The following is a 21,782-nucleotide window of genomic DNA, read 5'->3' on the forward strand; positions in this document are numbered from 1 at the left end:
GGTGATCCTCCCTAGGATACGATGTCTTTCCTCCGACCCCGGATCACGCCCGAGGCTTGGCGCCTAGAATTGGCAAAGGCGGAGTTTCGCTCAAGCCGCGATTCGAGAATCACCTGATTTTTGTGATTTTTTATAAAATTCAGAACCCTAGAGAGAGGACTTGTGCTGGCGCGGACGGCTCTCCCCTGGCCCTGTGCGGGATTTCACACACGCACCCTGCGGCTTGTGCGAAAATCCGCACAGCCGTTAGCGCCGATAGTCCTCGGGGCGAATCCCATAGCGGGCCAGCTTGTCATAGAAGGTCTTGCGCGGCAGTTTCAGCGCTTCGGCGGCGGCCGCCGCCTTGCCGTTCTGCCGCCCGAGGGCCGCAATCAGCAGCGAGCGCTCGACCTGCGCCATCTGTTCCGCGAGCCCCAGATCGGTCGCCTGCGCGACTTCTTCGGGCATGCCAAGCACAAAGCGCATCGCCGCCGACATCAAGGAGCGCGCATTTCCGGGCCAGTCCTGCGCCATCAGGCTTGCCAGCGTATCGGGGCTGATCTCCGGGGCGTCGATCCCCGCCTGCTCGGCGGCCTGGCTCACATAATGGCGAAAGAGCACCGGAATATCCTCGCGCCGCTCGGCAAGCGAGGGCACCCGCACCCGCATCACGTCGAGGCGATAGTAAAGCTCGGCGTTGAAACTACCGCCCGCCACACGTTCCGACAGATCCACGGTCGAACCGCCGATGATGCGCGCACCGCCCCCCTGTTCGAGCCGCGCGAGCACCGCATATTGCGTCTCTTGCGGCATGGCCGAAAGCTCATCGAGGAACAGGGATCCGCCCTCGGCGGTTTGGCACAACTCCTCGAAGGTCTGAGGGGTCAGCCCCGCCGCCGGACGTTTGACAAACGCCCCCTGCCCGCGCCGCGACATCAGATGCACGACCTCGGCGATCTTGGGAATTCCACTGCCGGGCGCGCCACTCACCAGCACTTCGGCGTCGGTCGCCGCCGCAGCCCGCACCCGCGCGCGCAGCTCCTGGATCTGGGGCGAGACGCCAAAGATCATCCGCGCCGCCGGGTCCCCCCGCTCGAGCTGGCGTTGCAGGCGGCGGTTTTCCAGCACAAGCGCGCGTGTCTTCAGCGCACGTTCCAGCACCGTCATCAGCGTGGCCGCCTCGCAGGGTTTTTCGAGAAAATCAAAAGCCCCCTCGGACATCGCCCGCACCGCCATGGGAATGTCGCCCTCGCCCGTCAGCAGCACCACCGGCAGCTCCGCATCCACCTCTTGTGCGTAGGACAACAGATGGAACCCATCACGCCCCGGCATCCGCATATCCGACAGGATCACCCCTTCGAAATCCGGGGTGATGTGGTCCTTTGCGGCCACAAAGGACCCCGCCGTCACCGCGTTGAGATCGGCAAGCTCGAGCGTCTGGCCCAGCGCCTCGCGAACGGCCGCATCATCATCAACCAACAGCACCTTGCGCGTCATGCGGCGGTTTCCTCTTTCCAGTAGTCCAGTTCGACCGTGAACAGGGCGCCATGCTCAGTGTTGGTGCCCCGGATATTGCCGCCAAAGCTTTGCACCAGTCCGTAGGAAATGGACAGCCCCAGCCCCATGCCTTCCGAACTCCCCACCGCCTTGGTGGAGTAAAACGGCTCAAAGACCTTTTCGGGCTGCTTCAGACCGGGGCCAATGTCGCGCACGCCCACCGTGAGCCGCGCGCCATCGTTGATGACGATCCGCACGCGGCGCTCGTCCTGTCCCATCATCGCATCCACGGCGTTGTTGATGAGGTTCACAAACACCTGCGTCAGCCGCACCTCGCCACCGCGCACCCAGACGGCCTGCGCCTCCGGGCGTTGCCAGTCCAGCGTCACGTCATGGTCGCGCAGGCGGGTCTCTGTCAGCTCCACCGCCGCCTCGATGACCTGCACCAGATCCACGCGCCCCACCGGCTCGCTCTCGTTGCGGGCAAAGGCGCGCAGATTCTTGATGATGCGCGCCATCCGGGCCGACATCTGCGCAATCCGGGTGAGGTTCTCGCCCGCGCGTTCCGATTTGCCACGCTCCAGAAAGGCCTGACCGTTCTCGGCAAATTGCTGGATCGCCATCAAGGGCTGGTTGAGTTCATGACTGATGCCAGCCGACATCTGCCCCAGTGCCGAGAGCTTGTCGGCCTGCACCAGTTCGGCCTGCGCCTGTTTCAATGCGGCCTCCGCCTCCTTGCGTTCGCGCACCTCGCGGCGCAGCTGCAGGTTGGTGTCCGACAGCGCCCGGGTGCGCGTCTCGACACGCTCTTCCAGTTCCGCATTGGCCTTTGCCAGCGTGCGACGCCGCTCTGCCAGCCAGAACAGGATGGTGCCAAACGCAAGGCAGACCGCAGCCATCGCCATGGTCTGCAGCGCCGCGATCCGCTGCGCCGGGGTCACATCCACGAGGATCTCTCCGCGCATCCCGATGGCGGGCAGACCGATCCCGAGATGAAGCGCCTCATTGGGCAAATACGGGCTCCAGCGCTGTTGCCAGATCTCGTGTTCGCCCACCATTTTCACCTCCAGCGGCAAATCGCCCCCATCTGCGGTCATCAGCCCGGTCTTGTCGTCATCCAATCGCCAGAACAGCAGCTCAAACCGGTTGGAGATAAAGACGCGTCCGTCCTCGATGGTGAAATAGACCGGCGGCAGGGTGCCGCGCCACGTCTGCTCCACCAGCTCGATGTCCGCAACAACCACCAATGTGCCCCGCACGCGCCCATCCGGGCCGAAATCCGGCGCGGCAAAGAAATAGGCCCGTCGCTTGCTCTCGGGTAGCACCATGGGCTCCGTGCCCATCGCCCCCTGCATCGCGCGCCGAAAATACCGCCGATCCGAGACGTTTGGACCAGCCACGCCTTCGGCGGCGGCCAGCACGCGCCCCGAGGCATCGGCGTAAAACACATCGAGGGCGCCGGATTTATCCGCAATCCGGCGCAAGAGCGCTGTGGCGCGTGCCGGGCCCTCGCGGGTTTCAAGCGCCTGCAACGCCGGGTGCTCCACAACCAGAACCGCCTGCTCGCGGAAAATCTGCAACTGGGTGCTCACCCGATCCGAGGCCAGCGCGAGATCAGAGGCACTGCGCTCTGCCAGCGCCGTCAGCGCCTGTCGATAGGCCGAAGACCAGACCACCGCAGAGAGCACAACAATGAAGAGCACAACACTGGCGACCAGCGCGAGACGGGGGTGTCGAGGAGTTAACATTGCGCCACATTACAAAGCCCCCCTTGCCAAGACCAGAGACCTCGGCAAAAACCGATTTTATGAAAACACTGACCCAATCCCCGACCGACCCGGACTTTGTCCAGAACCCCTACCCGTTTTACGACGCGGCCCGCGCGGCCGGCAAACTTGGGTATTGGGAAGAGTACAAAATGATGGCGGCCTTTGGTCATGACGTGGTGCACATGCTGCTGCGCGACCGCCGCTTTGGGCGCGAAATCCCCGCCGAGATGGCCACCGAAGGCCCGGCGCATCTCGCGCCCTTCCTGCAAGTAGAGGCACATTCGCTTCTGGATGCGGAACCGCCCCGCCATACGCGGCTGCGCAAACTGGTGCTGCGCGCCTTCACCAGCCGCGAGATCAAGGCGCTTGCGCCGGGGCTGGAAACACTCTGCCACGAATTGATCGATGCGTTCCCCAAGGATGCGCCCTTTGATCTGCTCAGCAGCTATTGCACACAGGTGCCGGTGATCGCGATCTGTCGCCTGCTCGGCGTACCCGAGGCCATGGCGCCGCAACTTCTCGACTGGTCGCACAAGATGGTGGCGATGTATCAGGCCTCCAAGACCACCGAGACCGAACATGCCGCAGCACAGGCCAGCGCCGAGTTCATCGCCTTTTTGACCGACTACGTGGACGAGCGCCGCAAGACCCCGGGCGAGGATCTCATCACCCGGCTCATTCAGGCCGAGGAAGATGGCGAAAGCCTCTCGACGGACGAGCTCATCGGCACCTGCATCCTGCTCCTAAATGCTGGTCACGAGGCCACGGTGCATTCGCTCGGCAACGGGGTGAAAACCATGCTCGAACAGGGCTGGTCTTCCGAGTGGCTTCAGCCCGATGACATCAGCGGGCTCGTCGAGGAAATCCTGCGCTATGACCCACCGCTCCATATGTTCACACGCTACGCCTATGAGGAGATCGAGATCATGGGCCACCGTTTCCGGCGGGGCGATCAGGTGGCCCTGATGCTGGCGGCTGCCAACCGCGATCCGGAGGCGCTGGCGCGCGCCGATCAGTTTGATCCCACGCGCCCGCCCAAGGTGAACAAGAGCTTTGGCGGCGGGCTGCATTTCTGTGTCGGCGCACCGCTTGCGCGGATGGAGATGGAGATCGCGCTGCCGATCCTTTTTGAGCGCTGCCCGGAGTTGAAACTGGCCGAGCCGCCCCAGTATTCCAACACCTACCATTTCCATGGGCTGACCCGGCTTTGGGTGCAAACCCGCTAAGGCGCTCTGACCAGGGGTCGTCTCCTTTTGGGGCGGCCCGCGTTGCTCTCTCTTCTGGCTGAGTTTGCGGGGAAACTGCGCATCTCCTCTGCAAAAACGCGCCTTTGGGCGGGCTGCCTCTGGTTTCGGCCCCGGTGGGTTGCTACATTTTGCAAAACAGCCGTGGGAGGGCACAGCTTGGGCATTTTTGATTTTCTAAAAGGCGAATTCATCGACGTCATCCATTGGACCGATGACACCCGCGACACCATGGTCATGCGTTTCGAGCGCGAGGGCCATGCGATCAAATACGGGGCCAAGCTGACGGTGCGCGAGGGTCAGGCGGCCGTGTTTGTGCATGAAGGCCAGCTGGCAGATGTGTTCACGCCCGGGCTTTATATGCTTGAAACCAACAACATGCCGGTGCTGACCACGCTTCAGCATTGGGATCATGGGTTTCAGTCGCCGTTCAAATCCGAGATCTATTTTGTCGCCACCACGCGGTTCAATGACCTCAAATGGGGCACCAAGAACCCGATCATGTGTCGCGACCCGGAGTTCGGCCCGGTGCGCCTGCGCGCCTTTGGCACCTATTCGGTGCGGGTGGTGGACCCGGCCCGCTTCCTGACGGAAATCGTCGGCACCGATGGTGAGTTCACCATGGATGAGATCTCTTACCAGATCCGCAATATCATCGTGCAGGAGTTCTCGCGCGCGATTGCCGCTTCTGGCATCCCGGTGCTTGATATGGCCGCCAATACCGCAGATCTGGGCAAGCTGGTCGCCGCCGAGATCGGCCCCGTGGTGGCTGAATACGGCCTCGCGATCCCCGAGCTTTATGTCGAGAATATCTCCCTGCCGCCCGCGGTCGAGCAGGCGATGGACAAGCGCACCCAGATGGGCATCATCGGCGATCTCGGCCGCTATACGCAGTTCAAGGCTGCCGAAGCCATGGAAGCGGCTGCCAAAACGCCCAACAGCGGCATGGGTGCAGGTCTTGGGATGGGAATGGGCATGGCAATGGCGCAGCAGATGGGCCACGCGATGCAAGGAGGCGCGACACCTCAGGCAGCGGGTCAACCGACCGGGCCATGGGGCGCACGGCCCGCACCCGCTGCGCCGCAACCTGCGGCTCAGGCCGCACCGATGGCACCGCCCCCCCCGCCGGTGGAGCATGTCTGGCACATCGCGGAAAACGGTCAGACCTCGGGTCCATACTCCAAGGCGCGCATGGGGCGCATGGCGCAAGAAGGCCAGCTGACGCGCGACACCCATGTCTGGACCCCCGGTCAGGACGGCTGGATGCGCGCGGGCGATGTGACCGAGCTGGCACAGCTCTTTACGATCCTGCCGCCGCCCCCACCGCCGCCCCCGCCCGCAGGCGGGTAACGCCCACAGGATATATCAATGGCAGCCGGGCGCCGTGAGTGTGCCTGGCCCTCTGATGGGCGCAAGCGCCAGTTGCCCCCGTGCTGCCGCCCCTGACTGCCCCATCGCCCTCTCGCACTGCAAAGAGCCCGATCGCCGTGACCCAGACACCGCCGCCCCCGCCCGCACCGGATATGACCCCGCAAGATGCTGAGGAAACCCACCGTTTTCCGTGCGAGCAATGTGGCGCGGACTACCGTTTTGCCCCGACCGAGGGCGGGCTTGTCTGTGATCATTGCGGCCACAAGAAAGAGCTGATCGAAAGCCCATGGGGCGGTGGGGCGCTGAAGGAACTCGACTTCCTGCAAGCGCTGCGTGAACAGCTTCCCGCTGCCGAAATGGAAGTCACGCGCGTCTCCTCCTGCCCCAACTGCGCCGCCCAGGTCGAATTCGACCCGGCGGTGCATGCGCTGGAATGTCCCTTCTGCGCGACCCCCGTGGTGGCCGACACCGGCGAGAATCGCCACATCAAACCCAAGGGCGTGCTGCCCTTTCAGTTTGACGAACGCGCCGCACATCAGGCGATGGAAGACTGGCTCGGCAAGCTGTGGTTCGCGCCCAACGGGCTAAAGGAATACGCCCGCAAAGGGCGCAAGATGGATGGGATCTATGTCCCCTACTGGACCTATGACGCCCAGACCCACAGCCAATACACCGGCCAGCGCGGCACCGAATATACCGTTAGCCGTACCGTCATGGTGGATGGCAAACCCCAGGTGCGCAGCGAAATCCGCGTGCGCTGGTCCAATGTGCGTGGACGGGTGCAGCGATTCTTTGACGATGTGCTCGTGCTTGCCTCCAAAAGCCTGCCGCGCACATACACCGAAGGCCTCGAGCCCTGGGACCTGTCGCAGCTTGCGCCTTATCAGCCCAAGTATCTCGCAGGATTTCGCGCGGAGGCCTATACCATCGACCTTGAAGCCGGCTTTGTCGATGCGCGGCAAAAAATGGACCGCATCATCGAGCGTGACATCAAATTCGACATTGGCGGCGACCGCCAGCGGATCAGTTCGGTCGATACGGACGTCAGCGCGGTCACATTTAAACATGTGCTGCTGCCGGTGTGGATGGCCGCTTATAAATATCGCGGGCAGAGCTATCGCTTTGTGGTCAACGGGCAGTCGGGGCGCGTGCAGGGCGAACGCCCCTATTCCGCCTGGAAGATCGCAGGCGCGGTTGTCATCGGCCTGATCCTGGCCGCAGGCGTGGCCTACCTCGCGTCACAGAGTTAAATTCCGACATCGACTTGCCTTTTCGCGACACCCCCGGCATGTTCGCGCCAAATCCGGGGGAGACAGCACATTGTCCAACAGCGCTTTGAGCGGGTTCGACCAAGGACCTTGCCGCCATTCCATCCACCCGCAACGGGTGCCAGATGTCCGGGCCTCTGCACGAGGGGCGACCCCTCTTCATGGGACTGCCCCAAGAGATCACGGCCGCGACAATGCCCGTCGCGCGCTGGCCCGCTGTACCCACCCCGCCCATGATTCTAGTCTGAGAGGATAGGCATGCGTGCCCTCCTGCAACGTGTCAGCGCCGCCAGTGTCACCGTCGACAATGCGGTTATTGGCGAAATCGGCCCCGGTCTTTTGGTCTTTGTCTGTGCCATGCGCGGAGATTCTGAGGCCGAGGCCACCCAACTGGTGCAAAAAATTGCGCGTCTGCGGATTTTTCGAGACGACGCGGGCAAAATGAACCGCTCGGTCAGCGATACCGGCGGCGCCGTTCTCGTGGTCAGCCAGTTCACCCTGGGCGCCGACACGCGCAGCGGTACCCGTCCGGGCTTTTCCAAAGCAGCTGCACCGGATGAGGGAATGCGGCTTTATCATTGTTTTTGCGCGAAAATGCGTGAAACTGGGCTTACAGTACAAACAGGAGAATTCGGCGCTGACATGAAAGTTTCACTTGTGAACGATGGTCCTGTTACGCTCTGGCTGGACACAGATGACCGTCGCAACAAGTCAGCCGGATCGGGGTAGAAACCCCGCATGAGCCGGAAAATTGCGGGCCAAGCGTCAGAGCATTCCCCCTGTTTTGGGCGCCTGACACAGATGCGCGCGCAATTTTCTATCATTATTCCTTGCCCCGATGTGCCAAATCGGCAAATCTTGTATCACCATTCAAGAAAATCCGGGGCCAACCCGTAACCTCGACAGGGAGACAACGAATGAACGACTATCTTAAACACCTCGCACAGGAAGCCGCATTGGGCCGCATGGGCCGCCGCGAGTTCCTCGGCCGCGCTGCTGCGCTGGGTGTGACCGCATTGGGCGCGAACTCGCTGCTGGCCTCTGCGGCCAAAGCGGCAGGCGCGCAAAAAGGCGGCACCCTGCGTGTGGGTCTGCAAGGGGGCTCCACCACCGACAGCCTCGACCCGGCTCTGGCGACAAACCAGGTGGCCCTCTCGGTGATCCGTCTCTGGGGTGAGCCGCTGGTGGAACTGGGCGAAGAAGGCGGCCTCGTGGGTGCCGTCGCCGAAAGCTTTGAAGCCTCGGCAGACGCAAAAACCTGGACCTTCAAGCTGCGCTCCGGCCTGACCTTCTCCAACGGCCAGCCGGTGACGGCGGCGGATGTTGTCGCCACCATGGAGCGTCACTCCGGTGAGGACACAAAATCCGGTGCGCTTGGCATCATGCGCTCCATTTCCAACGTCAAGGCCGATGGCGATACGGTGGTCTTTGAGCTCGAAGACGCAAACGCCGACCTGCCCTACCTGCTGACCGACTACCACCTGGTGATCCAGCCCAACGGCGGCAAGGACGATCCGGCGGCCGCGATCGGCACCGGTCCTTATGTTCTGAAAGCCGTGGACATGGGCGTGCGCTTTGTGGCCGAGAAGAACCCCAACTACTGGGGCGATCTGGGCAATGCGCAGACCATCGAATACGTGGTCATCAACGACAACACCGCCCGTGTGGCTGCACTGCAGGCCGGTCAGGTGGACATGATCGACCGCGTGCCGCCGCGCACCGCGAAACTGGTGGATCGCGCGCCGAACATCTCCGTGCACTCCACTGCGGGTCCGGGCCACTATGTGTTCATCGCCCATTGCGACACCGATCCCTTTGCCAACAACGACGTGCGCCTCGCACTGAAATACGGCATCAACCGTCAGGAAATGGTCGACAAGATCCTGAACGGCTTTGGCTCCGTGGGCAACGACTCGCCGATCAACGCCTCCTACCCGCTGTTCACCCAGCTGGAGCAGCGCGAGTACGATCCCGAGAAGGCCAAGTTCCACATGGAAAAATCGGGCTATGACGGTCCGATCCTGCTGCGCACCTCCGACAACTCCTTCCCCGGAGCCCCGGATGCGGCGGCGCTGTTCCAGCAGTCGCTGGCAGCGGCAGGCATCAACCTCGAGATCAAGCGTGAGCCCAACGATGGCTACTGGTCCGAGGTCTGGAACAAGCAGCCCTTCTGCACCTCCTACTGGGGTGGCCGTCCGACGCAGGACTCCATGTTCTCCACCGCCTATCTGTCGACCGCAGACTGGAACGACACCCGTTTCAAGAACGAGCAGTTCGACCAGACACTGCTGGCGGCCCGTGGCGAGCTCGACGAAGCCAAGCGCACCCAGATGTATGCAGATATGTCGACCATGGTGCGCGACGAAGGCGGCCTGATCTGCCCGATGTTCAACGACTTTGTCGATGCAACGTCGGATCGTCTGGACGGCTGGAAAGACGGCGTCAAAGGTCACGCTCTCATGAACGGTTACGCGCCCCTGAAAATGTGGGTCAAAGCCTGATATGAATCCGGTGATCAAACTATTGGCTCAGCGCATTGCGCTGAGTCTCTTCCTGCTGTTGATGATCTCGGCGCTGATCTTTGCGGGCACCATGATCCTGCCCGGCGACGTCGCCCAGTCCATCCTCGGCCAATCCGCAACCCCCGAGGCGCTCGCCAACCTGCGCGCCGAGCTTGGACTGAACGAACCCGCCCTCACGCGCTATTTCGACTGGCTTTTTGGTGCCTTGCAAGGCGATCTTGGCACCGCTCTGACCTCTGGTCAGGACATCACTTCCGCCATTGGATCGCGCCTCTCGAACACGCTGTTCCTTGCGTTCTGGGCCGCTGTGATCGCCGTGCCGCTGGCGATTTTCCTCGGTCTTCTGGCCGTGCGCTACAAAGATCGCTGGCCGGACAAGCTGATTTCCGGCGTCACATTGGCGTCGATCTCCATTCCTGAATTCCTGATCGGTTACGTTCTGATGTATCTGATCGCCGTAAAACTGCGCTGGTTTCCCTCTGTCGCCATGATCAACGACGGCATGAACCTGTGGCAGAAGCTCAATTCCATCGCCCTGCCCGTCGCGGTGCTGACGCTTGTGGTGCTTGCCCACATGATGCGCATGACCCGTGCGGCGATCCTCAACGTGATGCAGTCTGCCTATATCGAGACTGCGGAACTCAAGGGGCTTTCGACCTTCAAGGTGATCTGGCGTCATGCCTTCCCCAACTCGATCGCGCCGATCGTGAATGTGGTGATGCTGAACCTCGCCTATCTTGTGGTTGGTGTCGTGGTGATCGAAGTGGTCTTCGTCTATCCCGGCATGGGGCAATATCTGGTGGATCATGTCTCCAAACGTGACGTGCCGGTGGTGCAGGCCTGTGGTCTGATCTTTGCCACCGTCTATATCGGCCTCAACATGGTTGCCGATATCGTGTCGATCCTGTCGAACCCGCGTCTGAGGCATCCGAAATGAAGAATATCCCCGTATCCGCTCTGATCGGGCTGTTTTTCACGGCCCTCTACTTTCTCGGCGCACTTTTTGCGCCGCTCCTGGCCCCCTATGGCATGGCCGAAGTGGTCGGCGACGTTTGGGAACCCTCCAGCGCCGACTACTGGCTGGGCACCGACAATATCGGACGCGATCTGTTGTCGCGGATGATCTATGGCGGGCGCACCACCATCTTCATCGCCACCATGGCGACGCTGATCTCCTTCACCACCGGCTCCATCCTCGGGATCTTTGCAGCCGTCTCCGGCGGGTGGATCGACCAGACACTGTCGCGCTTTGTCGATCTCATCATGTCGATCCCGACACTGATCTTTGCGCTTGTTGTGCTGTCGGTGACGCCTGTGACCGTGCCGATGCTGATCCTCGTGATGGGTCTTTTGGACTCCACACGCGTGTTCCGCCTCGCCCGCGCCGTTGCTGTCGACATCGAGGTGATGGACTTTGTGGAAGCCGCACGCCTGCGCGGTGAGAAGACCGCGTGGATCATCTTCCGCGAGATCCTGCCCAATGCGCTGTCGCCGCTGGTGGCAGAGATGGGTCTGCGCTTCATCTTTATGGTGCTCTTTGTGTCCACCCTCTCCTTCCTGGGTCTGGGCGTGCAGCCCCCCGAGGCTGACTGGGGCGGCATCGTGAAGGAAAACAAGGACGGTATCGTCTATGGCGTGCCCGCCGCGCTGATCCCCGCCTTTGCCATCGCAACCCTTGCGATCTCGGTGAACCTGGTGGCGGACTGGATCCTGAACCGTACCACATCGCTGAAAGGAGGCCGGGGATGAGCGAACCACTCCTCAAGGTCCGCGACCTGAAAATCGGCGCCACGGTTTATCCGCCGGGCGAGAAACCCCATGACATCGAAATCGTGCATGGCGTCAGCTTCGACCTCATGCCCGGCAAGGTGCTGGGTCTCATCGGGGAATCCGGTGCAGGTAAATCCACCATCGGTCTGTCGTCCATGGCCTATGGCCGGGGCGGTGTGAAAATCACCGGTGGCGAAGTCTGGGTCAACGGGCGCGACATCCTCAAATCCAAGCTGAGCGACATCCGCAAGCTGCGCGGGGGCGAGGTGACCTATGTGTCGCAATCTGCCGCCGCGTCGTTCAACCCGGCCAAGACCATCATGGAACAGGTGATCGAAGCCTCGGTCGAGCAGGGCAAATTCTCCCGCAGAGTGGCCGAAGACCGCGCCCGCGCGCTCTTTGCCAAGCTGGGCCTGCCCGACCCCGACAACATCGGCGCCCGCTATCCGCATCAGGTGTCCGGTGGTCAGCTGCAGCGCTGCATGACCGCACTTGCGCTCTGTCCGGAACCCGATCTCGTGGTCTTTGACGAGCCCACCACGGCGCTTGATGTGACCACGCAGATCGACGTTCTGATGGCGATCAAGGAAGCGATCCGCGACACCGGTGTGGCCGCGCTTTATATCACCCACGATCTTGCGGTTGTGGCACAGGTCTCTGATGACATCATGGTGCTGCGCCACGGCAATACCGTGGAATACGGCTCTGTCGATCAGATCATCAACAACCCGCAAGAAGAGTACACGCAGGCGCTGGTCTCCGTGCGCTCGATCGAGCACGAGGAAAAGGCCCCCACCGAAGAGCCGATCCTGTCGGTGCGCAACATCACTGCGCGCTACAAGGGCACCAAGTTCGATGTGCTGCACAACGTGAACGTCGATCTCTACCCCGGTCAGACCCTGGCCGTGGTGGGCGAGTCCGGTTCGGGCAAATCGACGCTGGCGCGGGTGATCACCGGCCTTCTGCCCCCGCGCGAAGGCGAGATCTACTTCAACGGGCGCACGCTCACGCCGGACTTCAACAACCGCAGCCGCGAGGATCTGCGCGAGTTGCAGATGATCTACCAGATGGCGGATGTGGCGATGAACCCGCGTCAGACCGTAGGCACCATCATCGGCCGGCCGCTAGAGTTCTATTTCGGCCTAAAGGGCGCGGAAAAGCGCAAGCGGATCATCGAGTTGCTCGACGAGATTGAACTCGGGGAAGGCTTTATCGACCGCTACCCGGCAGAGCTGTCGGGCGGGCAGAAACAGCGTGTCTGTATCGCCCGGGCGCTGGCGGCCAAGCCCAAGATGATCATCTGTGACGAGGTCACCTCGGCGCTCGATCCACTGGTGGCGGACGGCATCCTGAAACTGTTGCTGAACCTGCAAAAGATCGAGGATGTGGCGTTTCTCTTCATCACCCACGATCTCGCGACGGTGCGCGCGATCTCTGACAACATCGCGGTGATGTACAAGGGCAAGGTGCAGCGCTACGGCGGCAAGACGCAGGTGCTGAGCCCGCCCTTTGACGACTACACCGATCTTCTGCTGAGCTCGGTGCCGGAGATGAAGCTCGGCTGGCTCGAAGAGGTGATCGCCAACCGCAAGATGGAGAGCGCGGGCAACTGATGCCCGGCTCCTGCCAACTGGCAGCGCCCGCACGGTGCGGGCGAAAGACGATAGAAGCCCTGTTCGGCCGCAAGGCCGGACAGCGCCCGACCCTCCCCCCGGGGAGGGCGCTTCACGCCCACCGTAGGCTCGGGCGCTGACCTGAGCGCCCATAAATCCACCCCCAGCCCAGGACCTCCCCCATGGACCGCAAACTCCTGCTCATCATCCTTGATGGCGTGCCCCATCGCAATTTTCGCCGCCTGTTTGGCAACCTCGAGGGCTGGGTCGCCTCTGGTGATGCCTGCGTCTGGAAGCACCGCGCGGTGCTGCCCTCGATCTCCGCAAGCTGCTATGCCTCGATCCACACGGGCGTCACCCCGCAGGAGCATGGCTGCACCGGTAACGGCAATGTCTTCCGCCTGAGCCACGACGATGTGTTTTCCCAAGTGCGCAAGGCCGGCGGCACCACCGGGGCGGTCGCGCATAGTTTCTGGTCGGAGTTCTTCAATCGCTCCCCCTTCGATTATGTGCGCGACATCGAATATGACGAGCCCGAAAGCAAGACCATCAACCATGGGCGCTTTCACTCGATGACGGGCTATGGCCACGACAACCAGATGACGCCCTCGGATGTGGATCTCTTTGCCACGCTCACCAACCTCTGCGGGCGCTTTGATCTCGACTACGGCATGTTGCACACCTGCACGCTCGACAGCATGGGGCATCGCTTCTTTCACGAAAGTGCCGAGATGGACAAAGCCTGCTTTGTGATGGACGAGATGCTGGCGCCGTTCATCCCGCGCTGGCGTGCCATGGGCTATGAGGTGATCGTGACCGCCGACCATGGCCAGGACGAGCGTGGCCACCACGGCGGGCGCCACCCGCTGCAACAGGAAACCGCGCTGTATTACTTTGGCGATGCGGATGGCCCGGCAGAGGATGACGTGATCGACCAGTTGCAACTGGCCCCCACAATCCTGAGCCGCCTTGGCGCGCCCCTTGCAGAGACCATGAAAGCCGAGGCATTCTTGCGCTGAGGTCATTCATTTCGGCCTCGGATCCAATTTTGACGAGGCTGTTATGAAATATCTCCTTGCTCTGCTGGCAATGGCCGCTGCCACGCCGGCCCTTGCCGACTCCTATTGCGACGATCTGTGGTTCACCCGAAATGCCATCATGGACCGGGCGGGCTATTGCTTTGGCTCTTCTCTTGGAAAACATGTCTTTGACAATGGCGATTGCATCGGGACCTCTGTCACCCTCTCAGAGGCAGATGCGACCCGGGTGGCCAAGCTCAAAGCGCAGGAGCGCGAAGCCGGATGCCGGGTCGATACCAGCCGCAGCAGGCTCGATGTCTTGGACCTGCGCTACCGGCAGCGGCTGGTGGACCTTCCGGTGACAGATGGGCTGGAAAGCGCCTGCATCGGCTGGCGCGGCGATCCCCTGCCCCTGCGCGCATGCCATGGCCTCAATACGGATGTGATAGGGCAGATCCTGCCCGGAGACACGCTCAACTACGGCCATTATCCAGTGGGCGGCTGGAGCTATGTGACGGTGCATGACAGCGACTGGCACCTCAAGAGCGCAGGTTGGTATCACGTTGAGGCCTATCCGCAGCGGTGCGCCCAGTTCGCCGGGTGAACAGGGCGCTGACAGCGCTTCGTCACGCGCCCCCCTTCCGGCAGGCGCCTCAGTCGTCGTAGGGCCAGATCTCCTGTCCGAGGCCTTCGATTGCCAGCACGATACGTTCAAAACTGTCGCGCGCCCGGCCGACGCTGTGACGGGCGCGCAGATAGCCATGCACCAGCCCCGCCTCATTGATCCACTCCGCTAGACCGCCAGCCGCGTGGATCGCATCGCGATAAACGCGGCAATCGTCCCGCAGCGGATCGCAATCGGCAGAGAACATCACCGTGGGCGGCAGCCCTGCAAAATCATCGTCCTGAAGCGGCGCATAGGTCGGATCATTCTCGACTGGCGTGCCATCCGCGCGCACATCGGCGTAGTATTTCACATCCTCAAGCGTCAGCATCGGCGCCTGCGCATGTTCGCGATAAGAGGGCAAAGCGTGGTCGCCCCCGAGCCCCGGATAGATCAGCACCTGCCCCAGCACGCCCTCATGACGTCCCCGCGCGTGATGCGCCACACAGGCAGAGAGCATCGCCCCCGCGCTGTCTCCCGCCAGCACCACGCCCCCCGGATAGGTCTCGCAGATCCAGTCCAGCACCGTCCAGGCGTCCTCGAACTGGGCGGGATGCTTGTGCTCGGGCGCCAGCCGGTAATCCACCGACACCACGCGATAGCCGGTCTGCTCGCAAATCTCGGAACAGACGTCATCATGGCTGTTGAGATCGCCCACCACAAAACCGCCCCCGTGGCAGTACATCACAGTGCGGGTCGGATCGCCCGCCTCATAGATCCGCACCAAAACACGCCCGACGCTGCGCTCGGTGACATCCACCACCTCGGCGCGGGGTTTGCGAAAGGCAGCGGCCATCTTGTTATAGACCGCGCGCTGATCGTCGATCGTCAAATCCACCGTGTCGTCGGGGTAGTGGCGCCCAGTCTCCCGGATGAAATTCCACGTCTCTTCGTCGATCAGTTTTTCATAGTCCATCACATTCACCGTCTCTGACATCTTCGCAGGCGTCGTCTCTCGCCTTCGAGCCTAGGACCGCGCAGCCTCGTTGAAAACGGCAAAATGAAAAAGCACGCCGCGTCTGGCGTGCTTTTCTGTGTCTCGATCGGGGGGGATCAGCCTTTGGCCTCTTCCCACGGGCGGGTGTAGACCGAGAGCACCTCGCCCACCGCCGCTGTGTCGCTGCCGTTCAGGCTGACCTGAGCGACAAGACCGCGCTTCTTGTCGTCGCTGACCGAGGTCACACGCGCCGCAAGACCTGCGTCCTTGAGTGCGCCGTCATAGATGCGCGTGATCGCATGGCGGCGCAGATCCGGTTTGAAGATCTTGCCGACAGCAGTCTTGGGCAGTTCCGGCAGGATGGTCATGTACTTCGGGATCGCGGCGCGCTCGCGCACATGGCGCTTGCAGTAATCCAAAAGCTCCTGCTCGGTGGCAGAGGCGCCATCCACCAGCTCCACAAAGGCGCAGGGCAGCTCGCCCGAATGCGCATCCGGCTGGCCGATCGCCCCGGCGAAGGCCACCGCATCATGGCCCAGAAGCGCCTCTTCGATGTCGGCAGGGTCGATATTGTGGCCGCCGCGAATGATCAGATCCTTGGCCCGTCCGGTGATCCAGAGATAGCCGTCGGGATCGACCCGCCCCAGATCGCCAGTGCGCAGATGGGTGTCCTGATAATAGAGGTCGATGTTCTTGTCGGCCTCGGTATAGGTATTGCCGGCAAAAACACCCGGCGTCTGGACGCAGATCTCGCCGATCTCGTCCGCGCCACATTCTTGCAGCCCCTCCGGTGTGCCTTTGACGATTTTGATATCGCAATAGGGGAAGGGAATGCCGATGGAGCCGACTTTCTTTTCGCCTTCAACCGGGTTGCAGGACACGAGACAGGTCGCCTCCGTGAGACCATAGCCCTCGACAATGGTGATGCCTGTGGCTTCTTCAAAGCGCCGGAAGAGCTCAAGCGGCAGCGGCGCCGAGCCGGAAAACGCGGTCTTCACCGTCGAGACATCAGCGTTCACCGGGCGCTGCATCTTGGCCGAGATGGCCGTGGGCACGGTGATGATAAAGGTGATCTTCCAGCGCTCGCAGAGCTTCCAGAAGTTGTCGAACACCCCCTCGCCGCGATAGCCCTGCGGGGTCGGGAACACCACATGCGCGCCAGAGGACACCGCCGCCATCACGATGACATGGCAGGCAAAGACATGAAACAGCGGCAGCGGACACATGATGTTGTCCTCTTCCGAGAACAGCAGCGTATGTCCGAGCCATCCATTGTAGATCAGCCCCTCATAGGTATGCTGCGCCACCTTGGGCATGCCGGTGGTGCCGCCGGTGTGGAAATAGCAGGCCACCCGGTCGCCTTCGCTGTCGGCAAAGGCCAGCTCTGTCGGCTGCTTTGCCAACTCGCGGTTGAAATTCTTGTAGTCCGCATGGGCATGGGCCTTGTTCACCTTGGGGCGAATGAGCGGCACGATCCAGGATTTCGGCGGCGTCAGATAGCGGTTGAGATCCACCTCAAGCACGGTTTTGACATTGGGCGCATGGGCCACCGCCTCGGCCACTTTTTGCGGCACGTCGGTCTTGGGAAACCCTTTGAGCGTCACCACCACCTTCGCGCCGGTCTCGCGCAGGATCGACGCGATCTGTTCGGGTTCAAGAAGCGGGTTGATCGGGTTCACGATCCCCGCCACCGCACCGCCCAACAGCGTGATCAGCGTCTCGTTGGAATTGGGCAGCACATAGGCCACCACGTCCTTTTCTCCGATCCCGAGCGAGCGAAACAGGTTGGCCGCCTGACAGGTCTTGGCCTTGAGCTCGCGCCAGGTCAGCGTCTCCGCCTTGTCCGTGGGACCGGAAAAGATCTGGTAGCTGACGGCGGGATTGTTCGGGAACCGCTCCGCCGTGCGTGACAACAGACCATAAAGCGTGCGCGGGATGTCGCGCTCCTGCCAGGTGCATTCCTGCTCGATCGCCGCGACATCTGCCACAGTTGCAAAAGCCATTCGATTTCCTCCCCTGAAGCGTCTTGCGCGATGCAAGGCGCCCCCAATCTTCAAATTTTATGGCCCCGGCGCAGCTCAGCCCCCTCCGACATCGTGGTGGAGAGGCCCCAGACCATGCGCCAAAGCCTTGTGATCGTCCTCTGGACCAAGATGATTGGAATTTAAAGACCACGCAAGCGAGACGGCAAATTCACCTAAGGTAAGGCGCAAAGTGACGCTGCGCCATTTTGATCCGCCCGGCGGATGCCCCCGCGCGGACACCGCTCTCCCAGTCTCTCTGCGGGGGGCAAAGTGCGGGGTTGGCTGCGGGTTACCCCTGCGCCTGCCCGTCGGTGAACTGCAGCCGCGCCAGACGCGCATAAAGCCCGCCCTCGGCCACCAGGCTCTCATGGGTGCCCACCGCAACAATGCGGCCCTGATCCATCACCACGATCCGGTCGGCCTTTTTGACCGTCGCCAGACGGTGCGCCACTACAATGGTGGTGCGATCCCGGCTCAGGTCCTCAAACGCGGCCTGCACCAGACGCTCGCTCTCGGCATCCAGCGCCGAGGTCGCCTCATCCAGAAGCAGCACCGGCGCGTCGCGCAGGATCGCCCGCGCAATCGCAATGCGCTGTTTCTGCCCGCCCGACAGCATCACCCCGCGCTCGCCCACATAGGCGTCATAGCCTTCGGGCAGCTTCATGATGAAGTCATGCGCGGCAGCGGCCTTGGCGGCGGCCTCGACCTCGGCGTCGCTCGCATCCGGACGGCCAAAACGGATATTGTCGCGCGCGGTGGCAGCAAAGATCACCGGATCTTGCGGCACCAGCGCGATGTGGCGGCGGAAATCATCGCGCGCCAGCGCCTGCAGCGGCACACCGTCCAGACGCACCTCGCCCGATTGCGGATCATAGAACCGCTGGATCATCTGAATGATCGTGGTCTTGCCCGCCCCCGACGGGCCGACAAAGGCCACGGTCTCGCCCGGCGCAATGGTGAGGCTCACGTGGTCCAGCGCCGAGACGTCCGGCCGCGAGGGATAGGTGAAGGACACGGTGTCAAAAGTCAGCTCACCGCGCACAGGCTCTGGCAGCACCTGCGCCGTCTCAGGGTCGCGCACGCTGTCCTCGGCCTGCAACAGCTCCACCAGCCGTTCAGTCGCGCCTGCGGCACGCTGCAACTCGCTCCAGATCTCCGAGAGCGCCGCCACAGAGCCCGCCACCATCACGGCATAAATCACGAACTGCACCAGAGCGCCTTCGCTCATGGAGCCAAAGCGCACGTCATTGGCCCCGATCCACAAGACGCCAACAACGCCGGAAAACACCAGAAAGATCACGATCACCGTCAGCAATGCGCGGGTCTGGATGCGCCGCTTGGAGACCTCATAGGAGGTTTCTGTCATCTCGGAAAAATGCGCCCGGCTCAGGTCCTCATGGGTAAAGGCCTGCACGGTCTGCACCGCGCCCAGCGACTCGCCCGCATTCCCCGACGAGGCCGCGATCCAGTCCTGGTTCTCCCGCGAGATCACCCGCAGACGCCGCCCCAGGAACAGGATCGGTACAATCACCGCCGGCACGATCAGCAGAACCATCGCCGTGAGCTTGGCCGAGGTGAGCAGCATCAGCACCAGACCACCGAGGAAAATCAACAGGTTGCGCAGCGCAATGGATGCAGAAGACCCAAGCACCGACTGAATGAGCGTGGTATCGGTGGTGATCCGGCTCAGCACCTCGCCCGTCATGATACGCTCGAAAAACGCGGGGCTCATGCCGATGATGCGGTCGAACACCGCCTTGCGGATATCGGCCACCACCCGCTCGCCCAGCTTGGTCACCAGCGCATAGCGTATCCCCGTGCCCAGCGCGAGCAGCGCCGCCATGATCATCGCAGCCGTAAAATACTGGTTCAGCAATGCGGCATCGGTGATGCGGAAGTTGTCCACCACCCGGCGCACCGCCAGCGGCAGCGACAGCGACACGCCTGCCGTCAGGGTGAGCGCAGCCAACGCGGCAAAGATCAAGCCACGATACGGGCGCATGAACGGCCAAAGCGCCTTCAGGACTCCGATCCGGCGCGAGGTCTCGCGTTCCTCGTTGCTGGCCGTATTCTGCACTGCACCTCGTGCCATGAGCGCTCCTTTGCTCGTCCTCCGCGTCCGGCACGCAGAGCGCGCCCGTCAACTGCGTGTCATGGCCCCGCACCAAGGGCAGGTCAAGGCTGCATTGCGGCAAGACCCGAGAACAATCGCCGCAGCTTGACCGTACAAACGCATGAAAGATTGGGCCTTTTGCCTGGCCAGAGCAGTTCCTGCCCCACCCGCCCGCAAGCGCCCTGAGCCAACGATCAGAGATTGCGCCCTGTGGCGAGAAGAGTGTCTAAATAAATTCAACAACTTACAGGAAACATCCCGCTACAGGTGTCCAAAGGCGGCATGGGCAAGTGATTTTGCGGATCGGTAAAACCTGACCGACACGGGCCTGCCCCGCCTGTATTCACCACCGCTTAATGTGTTTGCGCTAACGAAGCGCCACATACCTAGTGGAGGACACGCACGTGTTTCGTTCTGTTGCAATCAAAGCTATCTTCTCAATCGCGGCCTTCGCCAGCAGTGTTTCGGCGCTGGAATTCAGGATCACCGCATCCGGGCTTGATAAAGACCGTCACTCCTACGAGCTCGAGCTGATGGAGCTGGCGCTCTCCAAGGCGGATGGAGATCATACGCTTACCCTCGTTGACCCGGGCAGTTCCAACCAGACCCGCCTGCTGGCGCAGCTGGCTGCGGGCTCCGAGGAGTTCGACGTCATCTTCTCTGGCGTCAGCAAGGAACGCTACGAAAGCCTGACGATCGTCCCGATCCCATTGCAGCGCGGCCTCCTTGGCCATCGCATCCTGATCTCGAACGAAGACAGCCTGCCCGCATTGCAGACTGTCGAAACATTTGAGGATCTGAAGAAAATTCGCATCGGCTCCGGCACCGGATGGCCGGATACCGAAATCCTCGAAAGCGCGGGTCTGAACGTCAGCGCCGCAGCCTATGAAAACCTCTTTACCATGACGGACAAGGGCCGGGTTCAGGGCTACGCGCGCGGCGTGGCAGAGCCCTTTGCGGAGGTGACAAAGCGGTCCGAGAGCCACCCGAACCTGCGCGTGGATAGCAGCCTGATGATCGTCTATCCCTTCGATACGTTCTTTTTTACAGGGCCCGAGGATCAGGAACGCGCGGACATCATTCTGCAGGGGCTGGAGCGCGCTTATGAAGACGGCAGCTTCATGGCGCACTTCAACAGCCACCCCAATATCCAGTCGGTGTTTGAGCAGGCACAGATCGACAACCGCCTTCGCTTCGACATCCCCAATCCGCTGCTGCCCGAAGAGATCTCGAACCTGCCGGATCATCTCTGGCATGGACGCTGATCCCGACGGGATCAACCGAACCCAGGGCGAGGGCCCTGCGCCTGTCGTATGCGGCGGCGGTCGAGTTCAAACATCATCGGTCATGGCACTGAAAGCTGACTGACTGCAGGAAAAGGCGGGGGCAGATGCCTCCGCCTTTGGTTTGGAAGGACTGGAAACCCGGTGGCCCCACCATGGCCGATCATGCAATGCTTGCTCATAGCGCGGAGGCGCACGAGGAGGATAGATCATGAGCGACAGGACAACCAGTGGCTGGCAGCGCCTCGACAAGGCGGCATTTGGCATCATCTACGGTGCGATCATGGTGCTGAGCATCATGCTGGCACAGGGCGGTCACCCGACCCCGCCGCTGGAAACCGCCATCGTGTTGTTCGGCTCGGTACTGGCCATCACGCTGGCAAAGGCGTTTGCCGAACTTCTCTCGCACGCGCTGGACACACGAGAGCGCATGACGCGCGGCAGCTGGCGCGCCGCCTGGCACCACAGCACGCCGACACTTGCCGTCGCCAATGTGCCAACCGCGCTGTTTCTGGCGGCCTGGCAGGGCTGGATCGGCGAGGAAACGGCCCTGTTTCTGTCTCAGGTCATGTGCGTGACACTGCTGGCGCTTCTTGGTGGGCGCGCCGGATGGGTTCTGGATCGGCGCCTGCTCCCGGCACTGCTTGGGGCGGGATTTGCCGGCGGGGTCGGCCTGCTGCTCGCCAACCTCAAGCACATCATCCACTGA

17 protein-coding genes are annotated in these 21,782 nt (G+C 62.2%); 12 read left to right on the plus strand and 5 right to left on the minus strand.

What is annotated here, in order from left to right; all coding sequences use genetic code 11:
- Positions 1-246 precede the first annotated feature (246 nt).
- Positions 247-1,476: a sigma-54-dependent transcriptional regulator gene (locus tag ACZ1HH_RS08295; RefSeq protein ID WP_011539142.1), complete on the minus strand. Its 1,230-nt coding sequence runs from the start codon at positions 1,474-1,476 to the stop codon at positions 247-249.
- Positions 1,473-3,224, minus strand: a complete 1,752-nt coding sequence (locus ACZ1HH_RS08300; RefSeq protein WP_472636364.1) for an ATP-binding protein — start codon at positions 3,222-3,224, stop codon at positions 1,473-1,475. Before ACZ1HH_RS08300 ends, ACZ1HH_RS08295 begins: the two co-directional genes overlap by 4 nt.
- 59 nt (positions 3,225-3,283) lie before the next feature.
- Here ACZ1HH_RS08300 and ACZ1HH_RS08305 point away from each other — a divergent pair, with 59 nt between their 5' ends.
- From ACZ1HH_RS08305 to ACZ1HH_RS08350, 10 genes are all read left to right on the plus strand, one after another.
- Positions 3,284-4,471: a cytochrome P450 gene (locus tag ACZ1HH_RS08305; protein ID WP_472636365.1), complete on the plus strand. Its 1,188-nt coding sequence runs from the start codon at positions 3,284-3,286 to the stop codon at positions 4,469-4,471.
- 177 nt (positions 4,472-4,648) lie between these two features.
- The gene (locus ACZ1HH_RS08310) at positions 4,649-5,839 is read left to right on the plus strand and encodes an SPFH domain-containing protein (RefSeq protein WP_011539145.1); all 1,191 of its coding nucleotides are present in this window, start codon (positions 4,649-4,651) and stop codon (positions 5,837-5,839) included.
- Positions 5,840-6,012: 173 nt separating this feature from the next.
- Positions 6,013-7,110 (plus strand): TFIIB-type zinc finger domain-containing protein, encoded by a 1,098-nt coding sequence (locus tag ACZ1HH_RS08315; RefSeq protein WP_472637316.1) that lies wholly within the window; start codon positions 6,013-6,015, stop codon positions 7,108-7,110.
- Between the two features lie 276 nt (positions 7,111-7,386).
- On the plus strand, positions 7,387-7,857 hold the full coding sequence (dtd, locus tag ACZ1HH_RS08320) for a D-aminoacyl-tRNA deacylase (RefSeq protein WP_472636366.1): 471 nt from the start codon (positions 7,387-7,389) through the stop codon (positions 7,855-7,857).
- Between the two features lie 188 nt (positions 7,858-8,045).
- The gene (locus ACZ1HH_RS08325) at positions 8,046-9,629 is read left to right on the plus strand and encodes an ABC transporter substrate-binding protein (protein ID WP_011539148.1); all 1,584 of its coding nucleotides are present in this window, start codon (positions 8,046-8,048) and stop codon (positions 9,627-9,629) included.
- Position 9,630: 1 nt separating this feature from the next.
- Complete coding sequence (locus tag ACZ1HH_RS08330; protein WP_011539149.1) at positions 9,631-10,587, plus strand: ABC transporter permease; 957 nt, start codon at positions 9,631-9,633, stop codon at positions 10,585-10,587.
- Positions 10,584-11,399 carry an ABC transporter permease gene (locus tag ACZ1HH_RS08335; protein ID WP_011539150.1) on the plus strand — a complete coding sequence of 272 codons (816 nt, stop codon included), beginning with the start codon at positions 10,584-10,586 and terminating at the stop codon, positions 11,397-11,399. Before ACZ1HH_RS08330 ends, ACZ1HH_RS08335 begins: the two co-directional genes overlap by 4 nt.
- Complete coding sequence (locus ACZ1HH_RS08340; protein WP_011539151.1) at positions 11,396-13,033, plus strand: ABC transporter ATP-binding protein; 1,638 nt, start codon at positions 11,396-11,398, stop codon at positions 13,031-13,033. The genes ACZ1HH_RS08335 and ACZ1HH_RS08340 overlap by 4 nt, the downstream gene beginning before the upstream one ends.
- Positions 13,034-13,215: 182 nt before the next feature.
- Positions 13,216-14,052: an alkaline phosphatase family protein gene (locus ACZ1HH_RS08345; protein ID WP_472636367.1), complete on the plus strand. Its 837-nt coding sequence runs from the start codon at positions 13,216-13,218 to the stop codon at positions 14,050-14,052.
- 43 nt (positions 14,053-14,095) lie between these two features.
- Positions 14,096-14,656: a DUF4453 domain-containing protein gene (locus ACZ1HH_RS08350; RefSeq protein ID WP_472636368.1), complete on the plus strand. Its 561-nt coding sequence runs from the start codon at positions 14,096-14,098 to the stop codon at positions 14,654-14,656.
- A 49-nt stretch (positions 14,657-14,705) separates the two neighbouring features.
- Here the strand turns inward: ACZ1HH_RS08350 and ACZ1HH_RS08355 are convergent, their stop codons facing one another.
- The 3 genes from ACZ1HH_RS08355 to ACZ1HH_RS08365 form a co-directional block, all read right to left on the minus strand.
- The gene (locus tag ACZ1HH_RS08355) at positions 14,706-15,632 is read right to left on the minus strand and encodes an alpha/beta hydrolase (RefSeq protein ID WP_416368672.1); all 927 of its coding nucleotides are present in this window, start codon (positions 15,630-15,632) and stop codon (positions 14,706-14,708) included.
- A 137-nt stretch (positions 15,633-15,769) separates the two neighbouring features.
- Complete coding sequence (locus ACZ1HH_RS08360) at positions 15,770-17,656, minus strand: acyl-CoA synthetase (RefSeq protein ID WP_472636369.1); 1,887 nt, start codon at positions 17,654-17,656, stop codon at positions 15,770-15,772.
- Between the two features lie 310 nt (positions 17,657-17,966).
- Positions 17,967-19,769 (minus strand): ABC transporter transmembrane domain-containing protein, encoded by a 1,803-nt coding sequence (locus ACZ1HH_RS08365; RefSeq protein ID WP_472636370.1) that lies wholly within the window; start codon positions 19,767-19,769, stop codon positions 17,967-17,969.
- Between the two features lie 425 nt (positions 19,770-20,194).
- Here ACZ1HH_RS08365 and ACZ1HH_RS08370 point away from each other — a divergent pair, with 425 nt between their 5' ends.
- Positions 20,195-21,055: a hypothetical protein gene (locus ACZ1HH_RS08370; protein ID WP_472636371.1), complete on the plus strand. Its 861-nt coding sequence runs from the start codon at positions 20,195-20,197 to the stop codon at positions 21,053-21,055.
- A 229-nt stretch (positions 21,056-21,284) separates the two neighbouring features.
- Complete coding sequence (locus ACZ1HH_RS08375; RefSeq protein ID WP_472636372.1) at positions 21,285-21,782, plus strand: hypothetical protein; 498 nt, start codon at positions 21,285-21,287, stop codon at positions 21,780-21,782.

The sequence above is a fragment of the Epibacterium sp. HA2-3 genome, from assembly GCF_055693725.2.